The organism is Streptomyces sp. NPDC019224 (assembly GCF_040632605.1).
Taxonomy (GTDB): domain Bacteria; phylum Actinomycetota; class Actinomycetes; order Streptomycetales; family Streptomycetaceae; genus Streptomyces.
The window spans coordinates 79,547-105,027 of the sequence record NZ_JBEYCF010000005.1; the positions used below are offsets into that span (position 1 = coordinate 79,547).

At 73.0% G+C, this 25,481-nt stretch carries 23 protein-coding genes, 1 tRNA gene and 1 pseudogene; 15 read left to right on the forward strand and 10 right to left on the reverse strand.

The window, feature by feature from the left end:
• Positions 1-58 precede the first annotated feature (58 nt).
• Both ABZ564_RS05030 and ABZ564_RS05035 read left to right on the forward strand, forming a co-directional pair.
• Positions 59-1,144 (forward strand): S-(hydroxymethyl)mycothiol dehydrogenase, encoded by a 1,086-nt coding sequence (locus tag ABZ564_RS05030; protein ID WP_360849588.1) that lies wholly within the window; start codon positions 59-61, stop codon positions 1,142-1,144.
• Positions 1,144-1,773: an MBL fold metallo-hydrolase gene (locus ABZ564_RS05035; protein ID WP_360849592.1), complete on the forward strand. Its 630-nt coding sequence runs from the start codon at positions 1,144-1,146 to the stop codon at positions 1,771-1,773. The genes ABZ564_RS05030 and ABZ564_RS05035 overlap by 1 nt, the downstream gene beginning before the upstream one ends.
• A 15-nt stretch (positions 1,774-1,788) precedes the next feature.
• On the opposite strand, the gene ABZ564_RS05040 is transcribed toward ABZ564_RS05035, so the two are convergent.
• Together ABZ564_RS05040 and ABZ564_RS05045 are read right to left on the reverse strand one after the other, a co-directional pair.
• Positions 1,789-2,724, reverse strand: coding sequence for a pseudouridine synthase (locus tag ABZ564_RS05040; RefSeq protein WP_360849596.1), 936 nt, complete (start codon positions 2,722-2,724; stop codon positions 1,789-1,791).
• Positions 2,725-3,046: 322 nt separating this feature from the next.
• Positions 3,047-3,134: transfer RNA gene (locus ABZ564_RS05045), tRNA-Leu, on the reverse strand.
• 182 nt (positions 3,135-3,316) lie between these two features.
• On the opposite strand from ABZ564_RS05045, the gene ABZ564_RS05050 reads away from it, so the two are divergent.
• From ABZ564_RS05050 to ABZ564_RS05060, 3 genes are all read left to right on the forward strand, one after another.
• Entirely contained in the window at positions 3,317-4,651 is a 1,335-nt protein-coding gene (locus ABZ564_RS05050) for a M20/M25/M40 family metallo-hydrolase (protein WP_360849599.1), read from the forward strand.
• Positions 4,652-4,793: 142 nt separating this feature from the next.
• The gene (gene chpH / locus ABZ564_RS05055) at positions 4,794-5,027 is read left to right on the forward strand and encodes a chaplin ChpH (protein WP_111333523.1); all 234 of its coding nucleotides are present in this window, start codon (positions 4,794-4,796) and stop codon (positions 5,025-5,027) included.
• A 135-nt stretch (positions 5,028-5,162) separates the two neighbouring features.
• Positions 5,163-5,936, forward strand: coding sequence for a chaplin (locus ABZ564_RS05060; RefSeq protein ID WP_360849603.1), 774 nt, complete (start codon positions 5,163-5,165; stop codon positions 5,934-5,936).
• Between the two features lie 96 nt (positions 5,937-6,032).
• Here the strand turns inward: ABZ564_RS05060 and ABZ564_RS05065 are convergent, their stop codons facing one another.
• A complete protein-coding gene (locus ABZ564_RS05065; protein WP_018103708.1) occupies positions 6,033-6,221 on the reverse strand; it encodes a DUF5703 family protein in 189 nt (62 codons plus the stop codon).
• A 47-nt stretch (positions 6,222-6,268) separates the two neighbouring features.
• Between ABZ564_RS05065 and ABZ564_RS05070 the strand changes: the two genes are divergently transcribed.
• Positions 6,269-6,928 carry a hypothetical protein gene (locus tag ABZ564_RS05070; RefSeq protein ID WP_360849606.1) on the forward strand — a complete coding sequence of 220 codons (660 nt, stop codon included), beginning with the start codon at positions 6,269-6,271 and terminating at the stop codon, positions 6,926-6,928.
• A gap of 90 nt (positions 6,929-7,018) precedes the next feature.
• On the opposite strand, the gene ABZ564_RS05075 is transcribed toward ABZ564_RS05070, so the two are convergent.
• Together ABZ564_RS05075 and ABZ564_RS05080 are read right to left on the reverse strand one after the other, a co-directional pair.
• Positions 7,019-9,262, reverse strand: a complete 2,244-nt coding sequence (locus tag ABZ564_RS05075; RefSeq protein WP_360849609.1) for a helix-hairpin-helix domain-containing protein — start codon at positions 9,260-9,262, stop codon at positions 7,019-7,021.
• Entirely contained in the window at positions 9,259-10,242 is a 984-nt protein-coding gene (locus tag ABZ564_RS05080; protein WP_360849612.1) for an aldo/keto reductase, read from the reverse strand. Before ABZ564_RS05080 ends, ABZ564_RS05075 begins: the two co-directional genes overlap by 4 nt.
• Positions 10,243-10,383: 141 nt before the next feature.
• Between ABZ564_RS05080 and ABZ564_RS05085 the strand changes: the two genes are divergently transcribed.
• Positions 10,384-11,433 carry an LLM class F420-dependent oxidoreductase gene (locus ABZ564_RS05085; RefSeq protein ID WP_360849617.1) on the forward strand — a complete coding sequence of 350 codons (1,050 nt, stop codon included), beginning with the start codon at positions 10,384-10,386 and terminating at the stop codon, positions 11,431-11,433.
• A 234-nt stretch (positions 11,434-11,667) separates the two neighbouring features.
• Positions 11,668-12,456 carry a ferritin-like domain-containing protein gene (locus ABZ564_RS05090; RefSeq protein ID WP_360849620.1) on the forward strand — a complete coding sequence of 263 codons (789 nt, stop codon included), beginning with the start codon at positions 11,668-11,670 and terminating at the stop codon, positions 12,454-12,456.
• 10 nt (positions 12,457-12,466) lie between these two features.
• Here ABZ564_RS05090 and corA read toward each other — a convergent pair whose 3' ends face one another.
• On the reverse strand, positions 12,467-13,462 hold the full coding sequence (gene corA, locus ABZ564_RS05095; RefSeq protein ID WP_360849623.1) for a magnesium/cobalt transporter CorA: 996 nt from the start codon (positions 13,460-13,462) through the stop codon (positions 12,467-12,469).
• Between the two features lie 74 nt (positions 13,463-13,536).
• Between corA and ABZ564_RS05100 the strand changes: the two genes are divergently transcribed.
• From ABZ564_RS05100 to ABZ564_RS05120, 5 genes and pseudogenes are all read left to right on the forward strand, one after another.
• On the forward strand, positions 13,537-14,235 hold the full coding sequence (locus ABZ564_RS05100; protein WP_360849626.1) for a histidine phosphatase family protein: 699 nt from the start codon (positions 13,537-13,539) through the stop codon (positions 14,233-14,235).
• A 92-nt stretch (positions 14,236-14,327) separates the two neighbouring features.
• The gene (locus ABZ564_RS05105) at positions 14,328-14,918 is read left to right on the forward strand and encodes a DUF3090 domain-containing protein (RefSeq protein ID WP_073967969.1); all 591 of its coding nucleotides are present in this window, start codon (positions 14,328-14,330) and stop codon (positions 14,916-14,918) included.
• A complete protein-coding gene (locus ABZ564_RS05110; RefSeq protein ID WP_360849630.1) occupies positions 14,882-15,721 on the forward strand; it encodes an SCO1664 family protein in 840 nt (279 codons plus the stop codon). Before ABZ564_RS05105 ends, ABZ564_RS05110 begins: the two co-directional genes overlap by 37 nt.
• A 110-nt stretch (positions 15,722-15,831) precedes the next feature.
• On the forward strand, positions 15,832-17,061 hold the full coding sequence (gene mshC / locus ABZ564_RS05115) for a cysteine--1-D-myo-inosityl 2-amino-2-deoxy-alpha-D-glucopyranoside ligase (protein ID WP_360849633.1): 1,230 nt from the start codon (positions 15,832-15,834) through the stop codon (positions 17,059-17,061).
• Positions 17,062-17,171: 110 nt separating this feature from the next.
• Positions 17,172-17,924 (forward strand): annotated as a pseudogene (locus tag ABZ564_RS05120) (NPCBM/NEW2 domain-containing protein); the annotation flags it as partial.
• Between the two features lie 60 nt (positions 17,925-17,984).
• Here ABZ564_RS05120 and ABZ564_RS05125 read toward each other — a convergent pair.
• On the reverse strand, positions 17,985-19,115 hold the full coding sequence (locus ABZ564_RS05125; protein ID WP_360849636.1) for a PAC2 family protein: 1,131 nt from the start codon (positions 19,113-19,115) through the stop codon (positions 17,985-17,987).
• Between the two features lie 256 nt (positions 19,116-19,371).
• Here ABZ564_RS05125 and ABZ564_RS05130 point away from each other — a divergent pair, with 256 nt between their 5' ends.
• Positions 19,372-20,709: an enolase C-terminal domain-like protein gene (locus tag ABZ564_RS05130; RefSeq protein WP_360849639.1), complete on the forward strand. Its 1,338-nt coding sequence runs from the start codon at positions 19,372-19,374 to the stop codon at positions 20,707-20,709.
• The gene (locus ABZ564_RS05135; protein ID WP_360849642.1) at positions 20,706-21,485 is read left to right on the forward strand and encodes an SDR family oxidoreductase; all 780 of its coding nucleotides are present in this window, start codon (positions 20,706-20,708) and stop codon (positions 21,483-21,485) included. The genes ABZ564_RS05130 and ABZ564_RS05135 overlap by 4 nt, the downstream gene beginning before the upstream one ends.
• A gap of 49 nt (positions 21,486-21,534) precedes the next feature.
• Here the strand turns inward: ABZ564_RS05135 and ABZ564_RS05140 are convergent, their stop codons facing one another.
• The 3 genes from ABZ564_RS05140 to glpK form a co-directional block, all read right to left on the reverse strand.
• Positions 21,535-22,206, reverse strand: coding sequence for a FadR/GntR family transcriptional regulator (locus tag ABZ564_RS05140; RefSeq protein ID WP_360849645.1), 672 nt, complete (start codon positions 22,204-22,206; stop codon positions 21,535-21,537).
• A gap of 107 nt (positions 22,207-22,313) precedes the next feature.
• On the reverse strand, positions 22,314-23,927 hold the full coding sequence (locus ABZ564_RS05145) for a glycerol-3-phosphate dehydrogenase/oxidase (protein WP_360849648.1): 1,614 nt from the start codon (positions 23,925-23,927) through the stop codon (positions 22,314-22,316).
• A 5-nt stretch (positions 23,928-23,932) separates the two neighbouring features.
• Positions 23,933-25,474: a glycerol kinase GlpK gene (gene glpK / locus ABZ564_RS05150; RefSeq protein ID WP_360849651.1), complete on the reverse strand. Its 1,542-nt coding sequence runs from the start codon at positions 25,472-25,474 to the stop codon at positions 23,933-23,935.
• Positions 25,475-25,481: the final 7 nt, after the last annotated feature.

Sequence of the window (25,481 nt, forward strand, 5' to 3'; positions counted from 1 at the left end):
CCGGGAAGCCGGGAGCACCGGTCTCGGTGAAGAGTCGGGAAAAAGGGAGTCCACGGGAATGCCGCAGCACGTACAAGGGGTCATCGCACCGGGCAGGAACGAACCGGTGCGCGTCGAGACGATCGTCATCCCGGACCCCGGCCCCGGTGAGGCCGTGGTCAAGGTCCAGGCGTGCGGCGTCTGCCACACCGACCTGCACTACAAGCAGGGCGGCATCAACGACGAGTTCCCCTTCCTCCTCGGCCACGAGGCCGCGGGCGTCGTCGAGTCCGTCGGCGAGGGCGTCACCGACGTGGCCCCGGGCGACTTCGTGGTCCTCAACTGGCGTGCCGTGTGCGGCCAGTGCCGCGCCTGCCTGCGCGGACGCCCCTGGTACTGCTTCGACACGCACAACGCGAAGCAGAGGATGACCCTGCTCGACGGCACCGAGCTCTCCCCGGCCCTGGGCATCGGCGCCTTCGCCGAGAAGACCCTCGTCGCCGCCGGCCAGTGCACCAAGGTCGACCCCGAGGTCTCCCCGGCCGTCGCCGGACTCCTCGGCTGCGGCGTCATGGCGGGCATCGGCGCCGCCATCAACACCGGCCAGGTCGGGCGCGGCGACTCGGTGGCCGTCATCGGCTGCGGTGGCGTCGGCGACGCGGCGATCGCGGGCGCCCGGCTGGCCGGCGCGGCCCGGATCATCGCGGTCGACATCGACGACCGCAAGCTGGAGACGGCGAAGTCGATGGGCGCCACCCACACCGTCAACTCCCGCTCCACCGACCCCGTCGAGGCCATCCGCGAACTCACCGGCGGCAACGGCGCCGACGTCGTCATCGAGGCCGTCGGCCGCCCGGAGACGTACAAGCAGGCGTTCTACGCCCGCGACCTCGCCGGCACCGTCGTCCTCGTCGGTGTCCCCACCCCCGAGATGCAGCTCGAACTCCCGCTGCTCGACGTCTTCGGCCGCGGCGGCTCGCTCAAGTCCTCCTGGTACGGCGACTGCCTGCCCTCCCGCGACTTCCCGATGCTGATCGACCTGCACCAGCAGGGCCGCCTCGACCTCGCCGCGTTCGTCACGGAGACCATCGGCCTCGGCGACATCGAGCAGGCCTTCGGCCGGATGCACGACGGCGACGTCCTGCGCTCGGTGGTGGTCCTCTGATGGCCGCCCGCATCGACCACCTCGTCACCTCCGGCACCTTCGCCCTCGACGGCGGCGAGTGGGACGTCGACAACAACGTCTGGATCGTCGGCGACGACACCGAGGCCGTCGTCATCGACGCCGCCCACGACGCCGCCGCCATCGAGGCCGCTCTCGGCGACCGCACGCTGCGCGCCATCATCTGCACCCACGCGCACAACGACCACATCGACGCCGCCCCGGCCCTCGCCGACGCCACCGGCGCACCGGTCCTGCTCCACCCGGACGACCTGCCGCTGTGGAAGCAGACCCACCCCGACCGGGCGCCCGACGGCGAACTGGCCGACGGCCAGGAGATCACCGTCGCGGGCACCACGCTGACCGTGCTGCACACCCCGGGGCACGCCCCCGGCGCGGTCTGCCTGTACGCCCCCGAACTGGCCGCCGTCTTCACCGGCGACACCCTCTTCCAGGGCGGGCCCGGAGCCACCGGCCGGTCCTTCTCGTCCTTCCCGGTGATCGTCGACTCCATCAGGGACCGGCTGCTCACCCTGGACCCGGAGACCTCGGTGCGCACCGGGCACGGCGACTCCACCACCATCGGCGCGGAGGCCCCGTACCTGGACGAGTGGATCGCCCGCGGCCACTGACGGCCCGACGGTCTCTCAGCCCTCCGGCCACGCGGAGAGCCGCAGCCCGCTCTCGAAGCGGCGCGGCTCTCCCGTGACCGGATCGGTGAACTCCAGCACCCTGGCCAGGAGTTGCAGCGGACGCGAGAAGTCACCGGGCGGAGCGTCCGGCTCCGCCACCGGATAGACCGGGTCGTTGACCAGCGGCAGGCCCAGAGAGCTCATATGGACCCGCAGCTGGTGCGTGCGCCCCGTGGCGGGCAGCAGCCGGTAGCGGCCGAGCCCCCGCCGGTGCTCCAGCAACTCGATCCGGCTCTCGCTGTTCGGCTCTCCTGGCTCCTCGCGCGCGGCGAGCACCCCGCGCTCCTTCACGATGCGGCTGCGCACCGTACGCGGCAGGACGAGCCCGGGATCGTACGGGGCCACCGCCTCGTACTCCTTGCGCACCAGCCGGTCCCGGAACAGTGTCTGGTACGCCCCGCGCTCCCCGGGCCGCACCACGAACAGCACCAGCCCCGCGGTCAGCCGGTCCAGCCGGTGCGCGGGCTGCAGTCGCGGCAGGTCCAGGTCGCGGCGGAGCCGGGCCACCGCCGTCTCGGTGATGTGCCGGCCGCGCGGCATCGTCGCCAGGAAGTGCGGCTTGTCCGCGACGACCAGATGCTCGTCGCGGTGGACCACGCCCACCGGGAACGGCACCGGCTCCTCCGGGGCGAAGTCCCGGTGGAACCACAGGTAGCGCCCCGCCGCGTACGGTTCGCCGCCGGAGACCGGGCCCTCCGTCGACACGAACCGGCCACCGGCGAGCAGCGCCTCGACCCGGTCCGCGCCGATCGCCCCGGCGAACCGGTCCAGAAGGTGATCCCGGACCGTCGCCCACCGCCCTTCCGGGTCGGCCGGGAGCCGCACCCGGACCGGGTCCACGCCGTCGCGCTGGGGCAGTGGCGACGGCGGCGGCTTCGCCCGGCCCCTCACCGGGGGCTCCGGCCGGACACCGGAACGCTGGTTGTCCGCAGGGCCCCGGGGCGCGGATTCGCGCCCCGGCGCAGCGGGTCGGTGCCGGTGCGGCTCATGTCTCTCCTCGGTCGGCGGCGACGCACTGTGATCATGCTGACGAGCGGAGAAACCGGTTCACCACGGGGTGTTCGGTGAGATGGTCCGGCCCATCCGTCCGAACCCCGACCTTCACGTCCGCCCTTGGGTCACATGACGCCCCGGGCGGCCGCCTTCCGGCACGGGCCGACCCGCCGCACAATGACACAGGCCCACGATTCCCGAGGAATCGTGGGCCTGTGGCTGGTGTCCGAGGGGGGACTTGAACCCCCACGCCCGATAAAGGGCACTAGCACCTCAAGCTAGCGCGTCTGCCATTCCGCCACCCGGACAAGGTGTCTGTCTCGCGGGCCTCGCCCGTTCCGACGTGGAAAACCATAGCAAACATTCGAGGGTGCTCGATCACGCCCGGTCCCGTGTGAAGGCCGCATGACGAGCCGCGGGGCCCCTTGGGCGCGCGGGCGGCACGCGGGAGGATGAGGGGGAGCACCACGGCGACAGGGAAGGAACCAGCGTGAGCGAGAGCAATGCGGCCCGGAGCGGCTCGGGCGAGACCGCCGAGAACGAGGTGGTGGACCTCTGTCGTGACCTGATCCGGATCGACACCAGCAACTACGGCGACCACTCCGGCCCCGGTGAGCGGGCGGCCGCCGAGTACGTGGCCGAGAAGCTCGCCGAGGTCGGCCTCGAACCGAAGATCTTCGAGTCCCACAAGGGCCGGGCCTCCACCGTGGCGCGGATCGAGGGCGAGGACCCGTCCCGGCCGGCCCTGCTGATCCACGGCCACACCGACGTCGTCCCGGCCAACGCCCACGACTGGACCCACCACCCGTTCTCCGGCGAGATCGCGGACGGCTGCGTGTGGGGCCGGGGCGCGGTCGACATGAAGGACATGGACGCGATGACGCTCGCGGTGGTGCGCGAGCGCATGCGCAGCGGCCGCAAGCCCCCGCGCGACATCGTGCTGGCCTTCCTCGCGGACGAGGAGGCGGGCGGCACGTACGGGGCCCGCTATCTCGTGGACAAGCACCCCGGCCTGTTCGACGGCGTCAGCGAGGCGATCGGCGAGGTCGGCGGCTTCTCGTTCACCGTCAACGAGAACCTGCGGCTCTACCTCGTCGAGACGGCCCAGAAGGGCATGCACTGGATGCGCCTGACCGTGGAGGGCACGGCGGGCCACGGCTCCATGACCAACGACGACAACGCGATCACCGAGCTGTGCGAGGCGGTCGGGCGGCTCGGCCGGCACACCTGGCCGGTCCGGGTGACCAAGACGGTCCGCTCCTTCCTGGACGAACTGTCGGACGCGCTCGGCACCCCGCTGGACCCGGAGGACATGGACGGCACGCTCGCCAAGCTGGGCGGCATCGCCAAGATGGTCGGCGCCACCCTGCGCAACTCCGCGGCCCCGACCATGCTGGGCGCCGGCTACAAGGTCAACGTGATCCCCGGGCAGGCCACCGCCCACGTCGACGGGCGCTTCCTGCCGGGTTACGAGGAGGAGTTCCTGGCCGACCTCGACCGCATCCTCGGCCCGCGCGTCCGGCGTGAGGACGTGCACGGGGACAAGGCTCTGGAGACCGACTTCGACGGCGCGCTCGTGGACGCGATGCAGACGGCCCTCAAGGCCGAGGACCCGATCGCCCGCGCCGTGCCGTACATGCTCTCGGGCGGCACGGACGCCAAGTCCTTCGACGATCTCGGCATCCGCTGCTTCGGATTCGCCCCGCTGAAGCTGCCGCCGGAGCTCGACTTCGCGGGAATGTTCCACGGCGTGGACGAGCGGGTTCCGGTCGAAGGCCTGAAATTCGGGGCCCGCGTCCTGGACCGTTTCATCGACCACAGCTGATCCCGGCGACGTAATTCGCCAGGATGTACGCCTATAACCAGAACGAGTGAATGGAGCGTTTGGCTCGTAGCCCCGTCACCCCCTCCTCGTTACAGGTGATGCGGTCCGCGGCTGGGACCGTGTTTGCCAACTAGGAGGAATCATGATCAAGAAGATCGTCGCTGCTGCGGCTGCCACCGGCGGCCTGGTGCTCGCGGGTGCCGGTATGGCCGTCGCCGACTCGGGTGCCCAGGGTGCCGCCATCGGCAGCCCCGGCGTGGTCTCGGGCAACGTCATCCAGGTTCCCGTCCACGTTCCCGTGAACGTGTGCGGCAACACGATCAACGTGATCGGGCTGCTGAACCCGGCCTTCGGCAACGTCTGCATCAACGACTGACGTTGCGCGTCAACCCGTAAGGGTTTGAGCCCGCTCGGCCCCGGAGCGCACGCCATGTGCCCCGGGGCCGTCGGGTCCTTTGCCTCCGCACGGTAGTCCGGGGGTACTCCGGAAGGTAGAAGGCAGGAAACACCTATGCGACAGGTCACGCGAAAAGGCCTGATCACCATGGCGGCCGCGGGCGGCGTTCTCGCCCTCGGCGGCGGTTACGCGCACGCCGACGCGGGAGCGTCCGGCGGCGCTTCGAATTCCCCGGGGGTGCTTTCAGGGAATTCGGTGCAGATTCCGGTCGACGTGCCGGTCAATGTCTGCGGAAACTCCGTGAGCGTCGTCGGACTGCTCAACCCGGCCGCGGGCAACGCCTGCGGAAACGGTTCGGACGGCGCGTCCGCCGGCCGGCACGGCTCCGCTTCGGACTCCGGCAGCCACGCCGGCAACCGGGCCGCCGACAAGCACGGCCAGGGGGCGAAGGCGGGCACCGGCAAGCACCGGGCCGTCCGCGGCACCAGCGGGGGCGGGGCCACCGCGGAGGGGTACACGCAGGGGTCACCCGGTCTGCTCTCGGGCAACCAGATCCAGGCGCCCATCGACATTCCCGTGAACGTCTGCGGCAACAGCATCGACGTCGTCGGCCTGCTGAACCCCGCGATCGGCAACACGTGCGAGAACGAGAGCACGCCGCCGGTCGACGTTCCGGAACCCCCGGTCCGCCACATCACCCCGCCGGCTCCCGAGCCGCACGTCCCGAACGCGCCCGAGCCGCAGACCGTGCCGGAGACCGTGCCGGAGACGCCGCAGCTCGCCCACACCGGAGCGGGCGGGCTCGACCTGCTCATCCCGGCGAGCGCGGGCCTGCTGCTGGCCGGTGCGGGCACGGTGCTCTACCGCCGCGCCAAGGCCGCCGCCTGACGGCAGCGAGCACGACGAGACGAGGAGAACGGGCCCCGCGCGGGACGGCGGGGCCCGTTCCGCGTGCTCAGACGGGCTGCGGCCGGTCCGTCCGGCTCACCACGTGGCCCGCAGCTGACGGATGATCCGGCGGCGCAGCCGCACGCGGCGGCTGCCGTCCCGGCGCAGCGTCAGTCGGTCCAGCTCCCAGTGCCCGTACTCGGCATGGTCGGTCAACAGGCGGGCCGTGTCCTTCCGGGACACCCCGCGTGGTACGTACACATCGACAAATTCGTATTCCGGCATCGAATCCATTGTGCGGGCAAGGGCCCGGTACGGATAGCGTCTGCCCCATGTCTGATGCTGCGCAGCCCACCGCTGCCGAGGTACGCGCCGCCGCCGATGCGGTCAAAGCCGCGATCGACCACCACCTCGCGGCGGTCGAACGCCGGTCGGGGGACGATGATCCCGCTGTCTACGACGCGTTCAACGCATTGGCCGCCGCGGCCGAGGCCTACGACGAACTCCTCTACGACCGCCACGACGAGGTCACCCCCTTCGAGATCCCGGGGGAGCAGGACTCCCTGCCGCCCTACAACGGCCCCGACGAGCCGCACGCGCTCAGCGTGCTGATCCGCCGCGACTACGCGGTGGTGGAGCCCCAGCGGCTGCTGGCGCAGGCCCAGCGCCTCGCCGACGCGGACCCGGACGACCGGGACGGCGGGGGCGACGCGGTCGTCGGCGGCAGTGTCCACGCCGCGCTGGGGGTGCTCTTCGGGGAGTACGAGGCGGACGAGATCGCCTCCCGGCACACGGAGTTCGGCCTGGAGGAGGGCGACTCCACGCTCTGGGTCGCGGCGGCGGACGAGCTCCCGGAACCGGGGGAGTGGCTGGCCGCCCCGTTCGACGACGCGGACCCGGAACTGGTGGTCTGCCGCTTCGACGTCAGCGCGGTCTTCGACGAGGACGATCTCGACGACGACCCGGAGGGACCGGCACACGGCCTCGGCTGACCGCCCGTACCGGAAACGGCCGGAGGGGCCCCGCGGACGCGCCGGACGTCCGCGGGGCCCCTCCGCCGCCCTCGGGGCCTTCCGGCCGCTTCACCGCTCCTGCGAGGCCTCCAGGAGCGCCCGCAGGCGCGTGGTGCGCTCCTGTGCGGGCACCTCGGCCACCGCGCGCGGCAGGGCCTGGTCGACGCCGTGCACCACGGACAGATGCCGCTCGGCCCGGCCGAACGCGGTGTAGACCCACGGCCGGCTCAGCCCCCGGGCCGCGTCGCCCGGCAGCACCACCACCGCGGCCGGCCACCGCATCCCGGCCGCCTGATGGGCACTGAGCGCCCACGCGTGGCGCACGGACGCGGCCACCCGCTCCTGCGGTACGACGACCGGGGTCCCCGCACAGTCCAGGTGCAGGCCCTCCGCGTCCGCCGACACGACGACACCGGGCACCGTCCGCCCCGGCGCCGGGACATGGGCGACCCGGTCGCCCGGGTCGAAGCCGCCGAAGCGGCCGGGGCCCGGGTTGAGCCGCTGCTTCAGCGCCTCGTTCAACGCGCGGGTGCCCGCCGCCCCGCCGTGGCCGACGGTGAGGACCTGGGTCTCGCCGGACGGCACCCCGAGGGCACGCGGCACCGAGTCGGCGACGAGCTGCACCGTGCGGTGCACCGCCTCGCCGGCGTCCCGCACGGGGACGATGACGACCTCCTTGCCCGGCGCCTCCACCTGGTTCAGCTCACCGATGCCGATGCCCGACACCAGCTCGCCGATCGGGCCGGCGTCCGGGGTGCGGGAGACGACGCGGGGGCAGGCACGGGCGGCCAGCACATCGGCGAACACCTGCCCGGCACCCGCCGAGCCCAGCACGCCCGGGTCGCCGCTGAGCACCAGCCGGGCGCCGTCGGCCAGGGACTCCACCAGCATCGCGCCGGTCTCGACGTCCAGTTGGGGCGCGTCCAGCACGACGAGCAGGTCGAGGGCGAGCGCCCCCTCCTCGTCCCGGCCGGGTCCCTCGGCGCCCGACAGCAGGCCGGCGAGCGTGACGGCCGCCGCGGGATCGCCCGTGTCCCGGGCGAGCCGCCGTCGGCCGTCCACGCTGTGCGCGGCGCCCAGGGCCCGCAGGCCGAGCCCGCGGGCGGCGGTGATCAGCGCGGCGGGCTCGGCGCGGGACGCCTCGCCGCCCGTGTGCGCGACGAGGCCGTGGGCGCCGGCCGCGCGGATCAGCTCGGCCGCCGACGGGGAGGGCGCGTCGGCGGCCGCCTGCGACCAGTCCGCGTCCTTGTCGCCGCCGTTGGCCAGGCGGGCCAGCCCGTCGGCGAGGCTCTCCTCGGCCAGTGCGTACCGGTCGAGGCCGAGGAGGACCTGGACCGGTTCGGCGGGCTCCTCCGCCTCGTCGTCGCCCGCGTCCTCCGCCCCGTCCTGGAAGACCAGCACGACGCCCTCCGCGACGGCGTGCTGCACGGCCGCGTCGGGGTCGCCGACCCCCCGGCCGCCCAGGGCCGTACGCACCTGGCCGGCGTCCAGCGCGGTGTGGCCCCGGAGCGCGGCCTGCTCCAGGATCCAGCCGGTCAGGGCGGCGGTGCGCCGCTCGTCGTCCGGGCCGCAGGCCGTGCCGAGCAGCGCCCGGGCGAAGCCGTCCGCCTGATCGGGTCCGACGCCGGGCAGGGCCAGCAGTTGCCAGGGGTCCTCGCGCAGGATCTCGGCGGCCCGGTCACCGAGCAGACCGGCGGCGGGCCGGGCCAGCGCCTCGGGGGCCCCGCCGGCCGAGAGCACGGCCGCCACCGAGGTGACGGCCCCGGGCGAGGCGGCCCGGGGCGCCGGTGCGGGCTCGGGGGCCCGCTCCCGTACCGGCGCGGGGGCGGGAGCCGCCCGGCGGGCGGGCGGCGGGGCGGGGGAGTCGAAGAAGGCCGTGGCGGGCTTCTGGCCGCTCTCCACCGCCCGGACGGCCGCCAGCAGATCGGCCGCCGTGCCGCTCAGCTTGGCCCCGGCGTCGATCGGCCCGTCCTTCTCGGCCTTGCGCCTCTCGATCTGCTCACGCAACTCGCGCTGGGCGGCGAGCTCGGCCTCGGCCTCGGAAACCACGGGGGCGTCGCCCTGGCCGTCCGCCTCGGGGCCGCCGGCCTCCCCCGCCGCGCCGGAGCCGTCCTGCGCGTCGCTCCGGTCGCCGCCCGTAGCGTCGGCCGCCGCGCTGTCGCCGGCCTCCGTGCCGTCCGCCTCCGGCACTCCGGCCCCGGTCCCCGCCGTGGGGGCGGGCGCGGGCTCGGTGGCGGGCTCGTCCGGGGTGGTGGCGGTGTCGTCACCGGTGGCCGGGGGTCCGGGGGATTCCCCCCGGGGAAGCGCGGTCACAGCGTGCTCCAGTCCTGATCGGGATAGCGGTGCACGGGCGCCGACACATCGTCGAGCGCCTGGCAGATCTCGTCAGGAAGACTAAGCGTCTCCACTGACAACGCCTCCGTCAGCTGCTGCGCGTTGCGCGCGCCGACGATCGGCGCCACCACCCCCGGCCGGTCCCTGACCCAGGCCAGCGCGACCTGGACGGCGGTGGTGCCCAGTCCCTCGGCGGCGGTCGACACGGCGTCGACGATGCGGCCCGCCGCTTCGTCGAGGTACGGCTCGACGAAGCGGGCCAGCAGCTCGGAGGCGCCGCGCGAGTCGGCCGGCGTCCCGGTGCGGTACTTGCCGGTCAGCACGCCCCGGCCCAGCGGCGAGGAGGGAAGCAGCCCCACGCCGAGGTCGAGCGCGGCGGGCAGCACCTCGCGCTCCACGCCGCGCTGGAGCAGCGAGTACTCCATCTGCGTGGCGGCCAGCCGGGTCCGCGCCCCCGGAGCCGCCAGCTGCCAGGTCGCGGCCTTCGCCAGCTGCCAGCCGCAGAAGCCGGACACGCCGGCGTAGCGGGCGCGCCCGGAGGACACGGCGAGATCCAGGGCCTGGAGCGTCTCCTCCAGCGGGGTCGCCGGATCGAAGGCGTGGAGCTGCCACAGGTCCACGTAATCCGTGCCGAGCCGGCCGAGCGAGGCGTCGAGGGCCGCCAGCAGATGCCCGCGCGAGCCGTCGACCCTGCGGTACGGGTCGGCGACGCTGCCCGCCTTGGTCGCGATGACCAGGTCGCGCCTGGGCACCAGGCCGTCCACGAGCTGCCCGAGCAGGTACTCGGCCTCGCCGCCGCCGTACACGTCGGCCGTGTCGACCAGGGTTCCGCCCGCCTCCCAGAACGCCTTCAGCTGCTCCGCAGCGTCGTGCTCGTCGGTGTCCCGGCCCCAGGTGAGGGTGCCGAGCCCGATCCGGGACACTCGAAGGCCGGTGCGGCCCAGATGCCTCTGCTCCATGGGCGCTGAGATTACTGGCCGGGACCCCACGCGTCGCAGGGCTGTGGACAACCGGCGTGTGGGCGGCCCCCTGCCGGATCGCCCTCCCGCGCGCTAGAGTCCGGAACCCAGGGACGTTACTGATCAGTAAGGGGTTCGGTTATGCGGCTCGGCATCAATCTCGGTTACTGGGGCGCGGGGATGGACGGCGACAACCTCGCCGTCGCGCAGGAGGCCGACCGGCTCGGCTACGACGTCTGCTGGGCGGCCGAGGCGTACGGCTCCGACGCGCCGACCGTGCTGGCCTGGGTCGCCGCGCAGACGGAATCCATCGACGTCGGTTCCGCGATCCTGCAGATCCCGGCCCGTCAGCCCGCCATGACGGCCATGACCGCGGCCACCCTCGACTCCCTCTCCGGCGGCCGCTTCCGTCTCGGCCTCGGCGTGTCGGGGCCGCAGGTCTCGGAGGGCTGGTACGGCGTCAAGTTCGACAAGCCGCTGGCCCGCACCCGGGAGTACGTCGACATCGTCCGCAAGGCGATGACCCGCGAGCGGCTCTCGTACGAGGGGGAGCACTGGACGCTCCCGCTGCCGGACGGCCCCGGCAAGCCGCTCAAGCTGACCGTGCACCCGCAGCGCGAGCACATCCCGCTCTACATCGCCGCGATCGGCCCGAAGAACCTGGAGCAGACCGGCGAGATCGCGGACGGCGCGCTGCTGATCTTCCCGTCCGCCGAGCACCTGGAGGAGACCGCGGTCAGCCATCTGCGGGCCGGCCGGGAGAAGGCCGGGAAGACGATGGAGGGCTTCGACGTCTGCCCGACCGTCCCCCTCGCCGTCGGGGACGACATCCCGGGCCTCGCGGACATGTTCCGCCCGTACACCGCGCTGTACGTCGGCGGCATGGGCAGCGCGCGGCAGAACTTCTACAACCGGCTCGCCCAGCGCATGGGGTACGAGAAGGCGGCCGCCGAGATCCAGGAGAAGTACCTCTCCGGCGACAAGAGCGGTGCCGCGGCCGCCGTCCCGCACCAGCTGATCGACCAGACCACGCTGCTCGGTTCCGTGGACCGCATCGCCGAGCGCATGCAGGCGTACGCGGAGGTGGGGGTCACGACGCTGACCCTGGCGCCGGCCGGCTTCACCCTCGACGAGCGGATCGCCGCGCTCAGGACCGGCACGGGCGCGCTGGAGCGCGCCGGGCTCGCGTAGCGCGGGGAGGGTCCGCGGCCGTGGTGGGGGCTCGGGGGTCCTCCCCGCCACGGCCGTCACGCGGAACAACGCGGACGGGGCGGCCTGGTTACGGGTCCGCGCAAAAACGGTTCGCCCGCCATGGCCGCCCGTGTGGGCGGCCCCGTTCGGCCCAGTGGCCGAGCGCTCCTGTTGCCCGCTGCGGCGGGGCGCATTTGACTGGCGCTCGGCTACGCCGGCACGGAGGTGGCAGTGATGCTCTCGGCAAAGAACCTGTTCCAGGAGATCCTCGACAACGACGATTCGTTCCGGCTGTTCTGCTCCATCGCGGCCAGCGGGGAGTCCCAGGGCGGCTGGGAGAACGGCCGGATCGCGGCCCTCGTCCCCGCGAGCCAGCGCCCGCTGGCACCCAAGATCGCCCGGCACGGAGCCGACGAGGACAAGCACGGCAGGATCTTCAACGCCCTGCTCAGGAAGCGCGGCCTGACCCCCGCCCCCGTCCCGCCGGACACCGACTACACGATGCTCCTCGAACGGCGCGGCATCGGCCTCGCGCACGAGCGGCTCGGCCGCGACGCGCCCCTGACCGAACGCGACGTCATCACCTACCTGGCCCACAGCCGGGTGACCGAACAGCGCGCGTCCGAGCAGATGCGGCTGCTGAACAAGCACTTCGCCGACCACCCCGAGCTCGGCCGCGCGGTCCGGATGATCTCGAACGACGAGGACAACCACCTGGCGTACTGCCACGAGGAGCTGCTGCGCCTGGCCCGGGCCGGGCACGGCCGGACGATCCAGCGCATCCTGCGCGAGTGCGCGCTCGCCGAGATCCGCGTCTACCGCGACGTCAGCCTCGCCGTCATGGACCACATGGGCCGGGTGCTCGGCTGGTCCCGGCCGAAGGCCGGGGTGCTCGCCGCGGGCATCCACGCCATGTACGCGTACGAGCGCCTGGGCGGCTGGCGGCGCATGGTCAGCCTGGCACCCCCCACCCGGCGCGACGCCCTGGGCGGACCCGCGACGCCCGAGCCCGAGTACGCCTGAGCTCCGCCCCTCAGAGCCAGCCGCGCCGTTTGAACAGGCGGTACAGGCCCACGACCGCCCCCGCCATCAGCAGCAGCACCATCGGGTACGAGCCGACCCACCGCAGCTCCGGCATGTGGTCGAAGTTCATGCCGTAGATCCCCGCGACCATCGTCGGCACCGCGGCCATCGCCGCCCAGGCGGAGATCTTGCGCATGTCGTCGTTCTGCCGCACGCCCATCTGCGCGAGATGCGCGGACAGGATGTCGGACAGCAGCCGGTCCAGCCCCTCCACCTGCTCGTTGGCGCGGGTCAGATGGTCCTGCACGTCCCGGAAGAACGGCTGCGCGTGTTCCTGGACGAACGGCACGCCGGCGCTCGCCAGCCGGGCCATCGGCGCGGCCAGCGGCACCGTCGCCCGGCGGAACTCCAGCACCTGGCGCTTGAAGGTGTAGATGCGGGCCGCGGTGTTCTTGGAGTCGTCCGTGCCGCTCGGCGCGAAGACCTGCGTCTCCAGCTCCTCCAGGTCCACCTGGAGCTCGCTCGCCACGTCTATGTAGTGGTCCACGATGGCGTCGCTCACCGCGTACAGGACCGCCGTCGGCCCGTGCCTGAGCACCTCGGGCTCCGCCTCCAGCCGGCGGCGTACAGCGGCCAGGGGTGCGCCCTCGCCGTGCCGCACCGTCACGACGAACGAGTCGCCCATGAACGCCATCAGCTCGTGCGTGGTGACCGTGTCGCTGTCGTGGTCGTACAGGACCGGCTTGATCACCGCGAACAGCGAGTCGTCGTACACCTCCAGCTTCGGCCGCTGGTGGGCGGACAGGGCGTCCTCCACGGCCAGCGGGTGCAGCCCGAACTCGTTGCTGACGAGGTCGAACTCCTTCTCCGTCGGCTCGTGCAGGCCGATCCAGAGGAAGGCGTCGCCGGACGCCCGCGCCTCGGCGAGGGCGTCGGAGAAGTCGGCGGGGCCCTCGGTGCGGCGTCCGTCGCGGTAGATGGCGCAGTCGACAATCACGGCGCGCATTCTTCCCTGCTTCCGGCCCGGTACGCACCTTCGGCCCGGCCGGGCAACCGGGCCGCGCCCGTACGCTGGACGGCATGCCCACCCTGATCCTCGTACGCCACGGACGCTCCACCGCCAACACGGCCGGGGTCCTCGCGGGCCGGACCCCCGGTGTCGCCCTCGACGAGCGCGGCGCCGCACAGGCCGCCGCGCTCCCCGGACGGCTGGCCGCCCTGCCGCTGACCGCCGCCGTCAGCAGCCCCCTGCAACGCTGCCGGGAGACCCTGGCGCCCCTGCTGGACGCCCGCCCGGACCTGCCGCTGCACATCGAGGAGCGGATCAGCGAGTGCGACTACGGCGACTGGTCGGGCCGCAAACTCGCCGAACTCACCGACGAACCGCTGATGACCGTGGTCCAGCAGCACCCCTCCGCCGCCGCGTTCCCGGGCGGCGAGTCGATGCGCGCCATGCAGGCCCGCGCCGTCGACGCGGTACGGGAGTGGAACACACGGATCGAGGCGGAGCACGGCGAGCACGCCGTCTACGTCATGTGCTCGCACGGTGACATCATCAAGTCCCTCGTCGCCGACGCGCTCGGCATGCACCTGGACCTCTTCCAGCGCGTCCAGGCCGATCCGTGCTCGGTCACCGCGATCCGTTACACCCGGCTGCGCCCCTATCTGCTGCGCCTCGGCGACACGGGCGACCTCGCCGGACTCGCGCCCCGCGAACCGGGCCCGGACGCCGGTGCCGCGCAGGACGCGGCGGTAGGGGGCGGCGCTGGGGCGCCGTGATCGCCGCGCGCAGTAGGGTGGACGCGCCGTAGAACGCTTTCCCAGCCTCCGGCCCACCCTCTTCTGCCGTCGACTCTCAAGGGAGACAGGACGTGTCCCGTCAGGTGTTCCTCTACGACCCCCCGGACCGTTTCGTGGCCGGCACGGTCGGGCTGCCTGGACGCCGTACGTTCTTCCTGCAGGCATCCTCAGGCGGACGTGTCACCAGCGTGGCCCTGGAGAAGACCCAGGTCGCCGCTCTCGCCGAGCGCGTCGACGAACTGCTCGACGAGGTGGTGCGGCGCACCGGCGGGAACTCCCCGGTGCCCGCCGTCGCCCCGACGGACGTCACCGACACCGCCCCCCTCGACGTCCCCGTCGAGGAGGAGTTCCGCGTCGGCACCATGGCGCTCGCCTGGGACGGCGAGGAACAGCGCATGATCGTCGAGGCCCAGGCCCTGGTCGAGCTGGACGCGGACTCCGTCGAGGACCTCGCCGAGGCCGAGGAGCGGCTGCTCCAGGACGAGGAGAACGGCCCGCCGATGCTCCGCGTCCGGCTCACCGGCGCCCAGGCCCGCGCCTTCGCCAAGCGCGCCCTGGACGTGGTGAACGCGGGCCGCCCCCCGTGCCCCCTGTGCAGCCTGCCGCTCGACCCGGAAGGACACGTATGCCCGCGCCAGAACGGATACCGCCGGGGCGCCTGACCGGCACCGGCCAGGCCACCCTGCTGGCCGAGGGCCGGCTCACCGTCCTCGGGCAGGTCCGCGGCGCGTCCAACGCGGTGCTGTACTGCTCCGTCGCCCACGAGGGCGAGGAGGCGTACTGCGTGTACAAGCCGGTGGCCGGCGAGCAGCCGCTGTGGGACTTCCCCGACGGCACCCTCGCCCAGCGCGAGGTGGCCGCCTACGAGATCTCCGAGGCCATGGGGTGGGGCCTGGTGCCGCCGACCGTGCTGCGGGAGGGGCCGTACGGCCAGGGCATGTGCCAGCTGTGGATCGAGGCCGAGGAACCGGGCGAGGACGAGCCGGGGCTGCTCGCGCTCGTCGAGGAGGAGGAGCCCGGCGAGGGCTGGAAGGCCGTGGCGTTCGCCGAGGTGGGGGAGGGGCGGACCGCCCTGCTGGTGCACGCGGACGACCCCCGGCTGCGGCGGCTCGCGGTCCTGGACGCGGTGATCAACAACGGAGACCGCAAGGGCGGGCACCTGCTGCCCGCGCCCGGCGGCCGGCTCTACGGCATCGACCACGGTGTGACCTTCCACGCGGACGACAAGCTGCGCACCCTGCTGTGGGGCTGGGCGGGCGAACCCCTGACCGCGGAGGCCGTCGAGGTCCTGGACCGGCTGGCCGCGGACCTGGAGCCCGGGACCGCGCTGGTCACCCGGCTGGCCGAACTCATCACGGCGGCCGAGATCGAGGCCCTGCGGGCCCGCGTGGGCGGCCTGCGGGCGACCGGGCTGCACCGGGAGCCGAGCGGCGAGTGGCCGGCCATCCCCTGGCCGCCGGTCTGACGCCCGCGCCGCCCCGACGCACGTCCGGCGCGACGGCGCAAGAGTGCCTCTTCGGTCAGGATCACCCCTCCGGTTCGTATCCGGAAGCCGCATCCGGTTACGCTCGTGGCATGCATGCCTGGCCCGCTTCTGAGGTCCCCGCCCTGCCCGGCAAGGGCCGCGACCTTCGGATCCACGACACCGCGACCGGCGGACGGATCACCCTTGACCCCGGTCCCGTCGCCCGCATCTACGTCTGCGGCATCACGCCGTACGACGCGACCCACATGGGTCATGCGGCGACCTACAACGCGTTCGACCTCGTGCAGCGCGTGTGGCTCGACACCAAGCGGCAGGTTCACTACGTCCAGAACGTGACGGACGTGGACGACCCGCTGCTGGAGCGGGCCGTGCGCGACGGACAGGACTGGACCGAGCTCGCCGAGCGCGAGACGGCCCTGTTCCGGGAGGACATGACCGCGCTGCGCATGCTCCCGCCGCGCCACTACATCGGAGCCGTCGAGGCGATACCCGGCATCGTGCCGCTCGTCGAGCGGCTCCGCGACGCGGGTGCCGCCTACGAACTCGACGGCGACGTGTATTTCTCCGTCGACACCGACCCGCACTTCGGCGAGGTGTCCAACCTCGACGCCGAGGCGATGCGGCTGCTCTCCGCCGAACGCGGCGGAGACCCCGAGCGCCCCGGCAAGAAGAACCCGCTCGACCCGATGCTCTGGATGGCCGCCCGCGAGGGCGAGCCGAGCTGGGACGGCGGCTCGCTCGGCGCCGGCCGGCCCGGCTGGCACATCGAGTGCGTGGCCATCGCCCTGGACCACCTCGGCATGGGCTTCGACGTCCAGGGAGGCGGCTCCGACCTCGCCTTCCCGCACCATGAGATGGGCGCCTCGCACGCCCAGGTGCTCACCGGCGAGCACCCCTTCGCCCAGGCGTACGTGCACGCCGGCATGGTCGCCCTGGACGGCGAGAAGATGTCCAAGTCCAAGGGCAACCTCGTCTTCGTCTCGGCGCTGCGCCGCGACGGGGTGGACCCGGCCGCGATCCGCCTGGCCCTGCTCGCCCACCACTACCGGTCCGACTGGGAGTGGACCGACCAGGTGCTCGCCGACGCCGTGGCCCGGCTCACCCGCTGGCGCGCCGCCGTCTCCCGCCCCGACGGGCTGTCCGCCGACGCCCTGGTCGAGGAGGTCCGCGCGGCCCTGGCCGACGACCTGGACGCCCCGGCCGCCCTGGCCGCCGTCGACCGCTGGGCCGAACGGCAGAGCGCCGAGGGCGGTACGGACGAGGGGGCGCCCGGCCTCGTCTCCCGTACCGTGGACGCCCTGCTCGGCGTCGCGCTGTAGAGCTTTTCCCGTAACTCTCCTTCCCAGCAGTCGACTTCACCGGCCCCGGACTTCTTCATGAAGTTCGGGGCCGGTGCCGTTCAAGGGGGAGTCCGACGGCAAGCAGAGCAGCCGCCCCGCGCGGCCAGGAGACCGCCGCGGGCGCCCCGGGCACCGTCGCCGTCGACATCACCGCCGGCAAGGCGGACGTGACGGACGCGTCCCTCACGCTCGACGTCCCCGAGGGCTGGCGGGCCGCCCCCGCCGCACCCGTGCAGTGGATACCGGCGGGCACCACCCGTCGCATCGAGGTCCAGGTCACCCCGGCGAAGGACGCGAAGGCCGGCGAGGTGCGGCTGACCGCCCTCACGCGCTACCGGTCGGCGGGCGAGCCCCGCACCGCCACGGGGCGGCCGGCGGTCTCCGTCATGCCGGCGCCGCCCACCGGCGAGGCCTGGGCGAGCGACCTGGAGTGGCTGAACTCGACCAACGGATACGGCCCCGCCGAGCGCGACCGCAGCAACGGCGAGTCGGGCGCGACCGACGGACACCCGCTCACGCCGGCCGGGAAGACATACGAGAAGGGGATCGGCACCCACGCCGACTCCGACATCGAGGTCCACCTCGGTGGCCGGTGCTCCCGGCTCACCTCGGCCGCCGGCATCGACGACGAGATCAACGGGTACGGCGAGGTCGCCTTATCCGTCGAGGCGGACGGCAAGGTGCTGTGGACCTCGCCGAAGGTGACGGGGGCGTCGAAGACCGTGCCGGTCGACGTGGCGCTCGGCGGCGCGCGCCATGTGCGCCTGAAGGTCACGGACGCCAACGGGTCCAAGACCGGTGACCACGGCGACTGGGCCGCGGCGCGCTTCAGCTGTTCCTGAACGCCGGTCGCACAGCGCGGGAGCCGGGCGGGTTCGCACCCGCCCGGCTCCGTGCCGTTCTCAGCCCTGCGACGGGGAGCCGTCCGGCCCGTCGTCGTCCGCCGGGCCGTTGCCCGTCCCGTCACTGTCCGTCCCGTCGGCGTAGGGCTCGGCCGGGCCGCCGTCCGCGTCCGGGGAGCGGTCGCCGGGCCCGTCGGCGGGGGGCCGGCCGGTCGCCGGACCACCGGGCTGACCGGGACCGGCCTCCGGCCGGACCGGCTTCGGCGGTCTGGTCCGGCCGCTCGACGTGTCGCGGAGGTACGTCGCGTCCCCGCTCTCCGTGGCGTGCCCGCCCGGTGGCTGCGCGGGACCCGGGTCGCGGCGCCGCAGATAGCGCTCGAACTCCCGGGCGATCGCCTCGCCGCTGGCCTCGGGCAGCTCCGCGGTGTCCCGGGCCTCCTCGAGCGTCTGCACGTACTCGGCCACCTCGCTGTCCTCGGCGGCCAGTTGGTCGACCCCGACCTGCCAGGCGCGCGCGTCCTCCGGCAGTTCGCCGAGCGGGATGCGCAGCCCGAGCAGGTCCTCGAGCCGGTTCAGCAGGGCCAGCGTCGCCTTGGGGTTGGGCGGTTGCGACACGTAGTGCGGCACCGCCGCCCACAGGCTCACCGCCGGTACCCCCGCGTGCGTGCACGCCTCCTGGAGGATGCCGACGATGCCGGTCGGGCCCTCGTACCTGGTCTCCTCCAGGTCCATGGTGCGGGCCAGATCGGGGTCGGACGTCACTCCGCTGACCGGGACCGGGCGGGTGTGCGGGGTGTCGCCGAGCAACGCACCGAGCACCACGACCATCTCGACGCCCAGTTCGTGCGCGAAGCCCAGGATCTCGTTGCAGAACGAGCGCCAGCGCATGGACGGTTCGATGCCCCGGACCAGGACGAGATCGCGGGGCTTGTCCCCGCCCACGCGGACCACGGAGAGCCGGGTCGTCGGCCAGGTGATCTTGCGCACCCCGCCGTCCAGCCACACCGTCGGGCGGTTGACCTGGAAGTCGTAGTAGTCCTCGGCGTCCAGCGCCGCGAACACCTCGCCCTTCCACTCCCGGTCCAGATGCGCGACCGCCGTGGAGGCGGCGTCACCTGCGTCGTTCCACCCCTCGAACGCGGCCACCATGACCGGGTCGATCAGCTCGGGAACCCCCTCGAGCTCGATCACCCAGGCCTCCTTCCGAAGTTCCCTTGCGTACGGAACAACCTTACGGCTTGCGGCCTCCCGGACCGCAGCCCCCGTGCACGGCCGGGTGAACCCGGCGCATCGAGGTGCGGGAACCCGCCCGGCCGGGCATCACCTTGCCGATACATCCGAGCTGTGGGCGGAAAATTCGCATTCCGCTCTGGACTTACGGGATCCGGAGCGGATATACATCGGATGATCAGAACAGAGGTCCGATGTTATTTCCCTGGGGGTGCGCATGAGTCAGACCGTCACGGATTTCGAGGTCCACGACATCCGTTTTCCGACCTCGGAACAACTGGACGGCTCGGACGCCATGAATCCCGACCCCGACTACTCGGCCGCCTACGTCGTCCTGCGGACCGACGCCGCCGGTCCGGACGGCGGCCCGGTCGAGGGGCACGGCTTCTGCTTCACCATCGGCCGGGGCAACGAGGTCATGGCCGCCGCCATCGAGGCACTGCGCCCCTGGCTGACCGGGCGTTCCGTGCCGCGTACGGCCGCCGACCTCGCCACCCTGTACCAGGACCTCACGCACGACTCCCAACTGCGCTGGCTGGGGCCCGAGAAGGGCGTGATGCACATGGCGGCCGGCGCGGTGATCAACGCCGCCTGGGACCTGGCGGCCAAGCTTGCGGGCCGACCCGTCTGGCAGTTCCTGGCCGAGATGACGCCCGAGGAGCTGGTCTCCCTCGTCGACTTCCGCTACCTCACCGACGCCCTCACCCCCGAGGATGCGCTCGCCATCCTGCGCGCCGCCGAACCGGGCCGCGCCGAACGCGCCGCACGGCTGCGCGCCGAGGGCTACCCCGCGTACACCACCTCGCCCGGCTGGCTCGGCTACTCCGACGACAAGCTCGTCCGGCTCGCGAAGCAGGCCGTCGCCGACGGCTTCACCCAGATCAAGCTCAAGGTCGGCGGCCGGCTCGACGACGACATCCGCCGGATGGCGCTCGCCCGCGAGGCCGTCGGCCCCGGCGTCCGCATCGCCCTCGACGCCAACCAGCGATGGGACGTCGCCGAAGCCGTCGCGTGGATGACCGCGCTCGCTCCGTACGACCCCCACTGGATCGAGGAGCCGACCAGCCCCGACGACGTGCTCGGCCATGCCGCCGTGCGCGCCGGGCAGCCGGTCAAGGTCGCCACCGGGGAGCACATCGCCAACCGGGTGGTGTTCAAGCAGCTGCTCCAGGCCGGGGCCGTCGACTTCGTCCAGATCGACGCCGCACGCGTCGCCGGCGTCAACGAGAACCTGGCGGTCCTGCTGCTGGCCGCCAAGTACGGCGTCCCGGTCTGCCCGCACGCCGGCGGGGTCGGACTGTGCGAACTCGTCCAGCACCTCTCGATGTTCGACTACGTGGCCGTCTCCGGCACCTGGGAGGGCCGGGTGATCGAGTACGTCGACCACCTCCACGAACACTTCACCGACCCCGCCGTCCTCGTGGGCGGCCGCTACACCGCCCCGGCGTCCCCCGGCTTCTCGGCCAGGATGCGCCCCGAGTCGATCGCCGCGCACCGCTACCCGCAGGGCCCCGTCTGGCAGGCCCGCCGCACGGAGAAGGAGGAGAGCCGATGACCGGCACACGCGACTTCGAGGGGATGAACGCCCTGGTGACAGGTGGCGCCTCCGGCATAGGGGCCGCCGTCACCACCCTGCTCCTGGAGCGCGGGGCGCGGGTCGCCGTCCTCGACCGGGACACCTCGGGCACGCCCCGCGGAGCCCTCGCCGTCGAGGCCGACGTCACCGACGACGCGGCCGTGCGCGAAGCGGTGGACCGGGCCGCCGCCGCCATGGGCTCCCTGCACACCCTCGTCTCCAACGCGGGCATCGGCGCCATCGGCACCGTCGAGGACAACGACGACACCGAGTGGGCCCGGGTCCTCGACATCAACGTCCTCGGCATGGTCCGCGCCGCCCGGCACGCCCTGCCCCACCTGCGCCGGGCCGCCGCCGAGCGCCCCGGCGCCGTATCCATCACCCACACCTGCTCCATCGCCGCGACCGCCGGGCTGCCCCAGCGCGCCCTGTACAGCGCGAGCAAGGGCGCGGTCCTCTCGCTCACCCTCGCCATGGCCGCCGACCACGTCCGCGAGGGCGTCCGCGTCAACTGCGTCAACCCCGGCACCGCCGACACCCCGTGGATCGGCCGCCTGCTCGACCGGGCCGACGACCCGGCCGCCGAACGCGCCGCCCTCGACGCCCGGCAGCCGCTGGGCCGGCTGGTCTCCGCCGACGAGGTGGCCGCCGCGATCGTCTACCTCGCGAGCCCCGCCGCGGCCTCCGTGACGGGCACCGCCCTGGCCGTCGACGGCGGGATGCAGGGCCTGCGGCTGCGCCCCGCCGGCGGCTGAACCCGCACCGCCCCCTGCCGGCCGGGCTCCGGGCCGCGGCCCGGGACGGCTACAGCGTGGACCGCAACCACTGCTCCACACTCGCCACATGCGCGGTCGCCCAGGCCCGCGCGGCCTCCGCGTCCCGGTCCCGCAGCGCCGCGAGAATCGCCCGGTGCTCGTGCAGCGTCCGGCTCACCGCGTCCTCCTGGGTCAGCCCGCGCCACACCCGCGCCCGGGTCGTCGGCCCCGAGAGGCCGTCGAGCAGCGAGCAGAGCACCGAATTGCCGGACGACTGGACGATGTCCCGGTGGAAGTCCAGATCACAGGCGACCAGCTCCTCCACCGAAGGGCGCTCGCCCAGCGCGTCGAGCTGGGCGCCGAGCGCGTCCAGCTGCTCCTCGCTGATCCGGCTCGCCGCCATCGCCGTCGCGGCCGGCTCCAGAATCCGGCGCACCGCCAGGAACTCCAGCACGGTGTCGTCGCGGTGGAAGTCCACGACGAAGCTCAGCGCCTCGAGCAGCAGCTGCGGGGCGAGGCTCGTCACGTAGGTGCCGTCGCCCTGGCGGACGTCGAGAATGCGGATCAGCGACAGGGCGCGCACCGCCTCCCGCAGCGAGTTGCGGGAAAGCCCCAGCCCGGAGGCGAGTTCGCTCTCCTTGGGGAGCCGATCGCCGGGCCGTAGCGCACCCGAGACGATCATTCCCTTGATCTTCTCGATGGCCTCGTCGGTGACAGCCATGGGCGACCTCCAGACATCCGATGTATCGCCTCATTATGCGTCCCGACGAGGGCCGGTACGACCGTCGGCCCCCCTCACGGACCGCCCGGCCGCCCGGCCGTCCCGCCTCAGCCGCGCCGCTCGCCGAGCATCTTCTCCACCCCGGCCCGGATCTCGTCGGTCGCCAGGCCCCGGACCGTCAGCGTCGTCCGCCGCCGCAGCACGTCGTCCGCCGTCTCGGCCCACTCGTGGTCCCGCGCATAGGCGACCTGGGCCCAGATCTCCGGGGCGTCCGGGTGGACGCGCTCGGCCAGCGCCGGGTCCTCGCCGGCCAGCCGGGCGATGCCGAAGGACAGCGAACCGTAGTGCGTGGCCAGGTGCCGCGCGGTGTCGGGGGCCATCCGGGGGCCGGAAGTCCCGCCGTCCACCAGCAGCCGGTGCGCCACCGCGTTCGGGCTGGCGATCCCGGGCAGCGGCAGCTTCCTCGGCAGCCGGGCCATCGGCTCCATGTCCTTTGCCAACGAGTGCCCGGGCAGCGCGGCCAGCTTGTTCATCACCGTACGGCCGATGTGCCGGAACGTCGTCCACTTGCCGCCGGCCACCGACAGCATCCCGCCCCGGCCCTCCGTCACGACCGTCTCGCGCCTGGCCTTCGAGGTGTCGCCCGGCCCGCCCGGCAGCACCCGCAGCCCCGCGAAGGAGTACGTGATCAGATCGCGCGACAGCTGCTGGTCGCGTACCGAGAACGCCGCCTCGTCCAGGATCTGCGCGGTGTCCTTCCCGGTCACCGAGACGTCCGCGGGATCACCCTCGTACTCCTCGTCCGTCGTGCCGAGCAGCAGCATGTCCTCCCACGGCAGGGCGAACGTGATGCGGTACTTGTCGATCGGCGTGGCCAGCGCCGCCTTCCACGGCCGGGTCCGCCTGAGCACCAGGTGCGCGCCCTTGGACAGCCGTATGGAGGGCGCCGCGTTCGGGTCCTCCATCCTCCGCAGATGGTCCACCCACGGCCCGGTCGCGTTGAGCACCAGCCGGGCGGTCACCCCGAACTCCGTACCGTCCAGGGAGTCCCGCAGCTCCGCGCCCGTCACCCGGCCCCGGGTGAACCGCAGCCCGGTCACCGCCGCGTGGTTCAGGACCACCGCGCCCGCCTCGACGGCCGCGCGGACCGTCATCAGCGCCATCCGCGCGTCGTTCATCTGGTCGTCGCCGTAGACCGCGACCGCCCGCAGGTTCTCCGTACGCAGCTCCGGAACGTCGCGTGCCGCCCGCGCCGGGCTGATCACATGGCCGACGCCGTCACCGAAGGCGGACAGCGCCGAGTACGCGAACACGCCCGCCCCGAGCTTCGCCGCGCCGTGCGGCCCGCCCTTGTACACGGGGAGGTAGAAGGTGAGCGGACTGGCCAGGTGCGGGGCCACCTGGCGGGAGACCGCACGGCGCTCGAAGTGGTTCTCCGCCACCAGCCTCACCGCACCGGTCTGCAGGTAGCGCAGACCGCCGTGGAGCAGCTTGGAGGAGGCGGAGGAGGTGGCGCCGGCGAAGTCGCCGGCGTCCACCAGGGCCACCCGCAGCCCGGACTGCGCGGCATGCCAGGCGGTGGAGATGCCCAGAATGCCGCCGCCGATCACCAGGAGGTCGTACGTCGCCCTGGAGAGCTGCTCCCGGGTCTCGGCACGGCTCGGGAGGGAGCCGGAGGCCGGATGCGTCCCGAGGGCCGGGACGCTCTGCAGGGTGGTCATGTCTGTTACTCCTCGTCCTCGAGCCAGCCCATGGTGCGTTCCACGGCCTTGAGCCAGCTCTTGTACTCGCGGGCGCGGGTGTCCGCGTCCATGCGGGGGGTCCACTCGGCGGCGCGGCGCCAGTTGGCGCGCAGCGCCTCGGTGTCCGGCCAGAAGCCGACGGCCAGGCCGGCGGCGTAGGCGGCGCCGAGGCAGGTGGTCTCGGCGACCATCGGCCGCACCACGGGCGCGTCCAGGAAGTCGGCGAGCGTCTGCATCAGCAGGTTGTTGGAGGTCATGCCGCCGTCGACCTTGAGCGCGGTCAGCTCGACGCCGGAGTCCTTGGTCATGGCGTCGCTGATCTCACGCGTCTGCCAGGCGGTGGCCTCCAGCACGGCACGGGCGATGTGCGCCTTGGTGACGTAGCGGGTGAGACCGGCGATGACGCCGCGGGCGTCGGGGCGCCAGTACGGGGCGAAGAGCCCGGAGAACGCCGGCACGAAGTAGGCGCCGCCGTTGTCCTCCACCGAGGAGGCCAGGGTCTCGATCTCGGCCGCGGACTGGATCAGCCCCATCTGGTCGCGCATCCACTGCACCAGCGAACCGGTGACGGCGATCGACCCCTCCAGGGCGTACACCGCCTTCTGGTCGCCGATCCGGTAGCCGACCGTCGTCAGCAGCCCGTTGTAGGAGTTGACGGGCGTCTCGCCGGTGTTCAGCAGCATGAAGGTGCCGGTGCCGTACGTGGACTTGGCCTCGCCCTCGGCGAAACACGTCTGGCCGAACAGCGCCGCCTGCTGGTCGCCCAGCGCGGAGGCCACCGGCACGCCGTCGAGCACACCGCCCCTGGTGGTGCCGTACACCTCGGCGGAGGAGCGGATCTCGGGCAGCACGGCCGTCGGCACACCGATGGAGGAGCAGATCTTCTCGTCCCACTGCATGGTGTGCAGGTTCATCAGGAGCGTGCGCGAGGCGTTGGTGACGTCGGTGACGTGGACGCCTCCGTCGGTGCCGCCGGTCAGGTTCCAGATGACCCAGGAGTCCATGGTGCCGAAGAGGATGTCGCCGCGCTCGGCCCGCTCGCGCAGCCCCTCCACGTTGTCGAGCAGCCAGCGCACCTTGGGCCCGGCGAAGTACGAGGCGAGCGGCAGCCCGGTCTCGCGGCGGAAGCGGTCCTGGCCGACGTTGCGGCCGAGCTCCTTGCAGAGGGCGTCCGTACGGGTGTCCTGCCAGACGAGGGCGTTGTGGACGGGCTCACCGGTGTGCCGGTCCCACAGGAGGGTGGTCTCGCGCTGGTTGGTGATGCCGATCGCCTTGACGTCGGCGGAGGTGATGCCCGCCTTCCCGATCGCTCCGGCGACGACTTCCCGGACGTTCTCCCAGATCTCGGCCGCGTCATGTTCGACCCAGCCCGGCTTGGGGAAGATCTGCTCGTGCTCCTTCTGGTCGACGGAGACGATCCGTCCGTCCTTGTCGAAGACGATGCAGCGGCTGGAGGTCGTGCCTTGGTCGATGGCCGCGATGAACGGCCCGGTGCCGTGGCTGCCGGTGGTGTGTGCGTCGGTCACGGTGTGC

Excerpts from the sequence above, each read along its gene's own strand:
- ABZ564_RS05030 (WP_360849588.1), top strand. The coding sequence starts at position 59 with ATGCCGCAGCACGTACAAGGGGTCATCGCACCGGGCAGGAACGAACCG.
- ABZ564_RS05035 (WP_360849592.1), top strand. The coding sequence starts at position 1,144 with ATGGCCGCCCGCATCGACCACCTCGTCACCTCCGGCACCTTCGCCCTC.
- chpH (WP_111333523.1), top strand. The coding sequence starts at position 4,794 with ATGATCAAGAAGATCGTCGCTGCTGCGGCTGCCACCGGCGGCCTGGTG.
- ABZ564_RS05060 (WP_360849603.1), top strand. The coding sequence starts at position 5,163 with ATGCGACAGGTCACGCGAAAAGGCCTGATCACCATGGCGGCCGCGGGC.
- ABZ564_RS05065 (WP_018103708.1), bottom strand. The coding sequence starts at position 6,221 with ATGCCGGAATACGAATTTGTCGATGTGTACGTACCACGCGGGGTGTCC.
- ABZ564_RS05070 (WP_360849606.1), top strand. The coding sequence starts at position 6,269 with ATGTCTGATGCTGCGCAGCCCACCGCTGCCGAGGTACGCGCCGCCGCC.
- ABZ564_RS05080 (WP_360849612.1), bottom strand. The coding sequence starts at position 10,242 with ATGGAGCAGAGGCATCTGGGCCGCACCGGCCTTCGAGTGTCCCGGATC.
- ABZ564_RS05085 (WP_360849617.1), top strand. The coding sequence starts at position 10,384 with ATGCGGCTCGGCATCAATCTCGGTTACTGGGGCGCGGGGATGGACGGC.
- ABZ564_RS05090 (WP_360849620.1), top strand. The coding sequence starts at position 11,668 with ATGCTCTCGGCAAAGAACCTGTTCCAGGAGATCCTCGACAACGACGAT.
- corA (WP_360849623.1), bottom strand. The coding sequence starts at position 13,462 with ATGCGCGCCGTGATTGTCGACTGCGCCATCTACCGCGACGGACGCCGC.
- ABZ564_RS05100 (WP_360849626.1), top strand. The coding sequence starts at position 13,537 with ATGCCCACCCTGATCCTCGTACGCCACGGACGCTCCACCGCCAACACG.
- ABZ564_RS05110 (WP_360849630.1), top strand. The coding sequence starts at position 14,882 with ATGCCCGCGCCAGAACGGATACCGCCGGGGCGCCTGACCGGCACCGGC.
- mshC (WP_360849633.1), top strand. The coding sequence starts at position 15,832 with ATGCATGCCTGGCCCGCTTCTGAGGTCCCCGCCCTGCCCGGCAAGGGC.
- ABZ564_RS05130 (WP_360849639.1), top strand. The coding sequence starts at position 19,372 with ATGAGTCAGACCGTCACGGATTTCGAGGTCCACGACATCCGTTTTCCG.
- ABZ564_RS05135 (WP_360849642.1), top strand. The coding sequence starts at position 20,706 with ATGACCGGCACACGCGACTTCGAGGGGATGAACGCCCTGGTGACAGGT.
- ABZ564_RS05140 (WP_360849645.1), bottom strand. The coding sequence starts at position 22,206 with ATGGCTGTCACCGACGAGGCCATCGAGAAGATCAAGGGAATGATCGTC.
- ABZ564_RS05145 (WP_360849648.1), bottom strand. The coding sequence starts at position 23,927 with ATGACCACCCTGCAGAGCGTCCCGGCCCTCGGGACGCATCCGGCCTCC.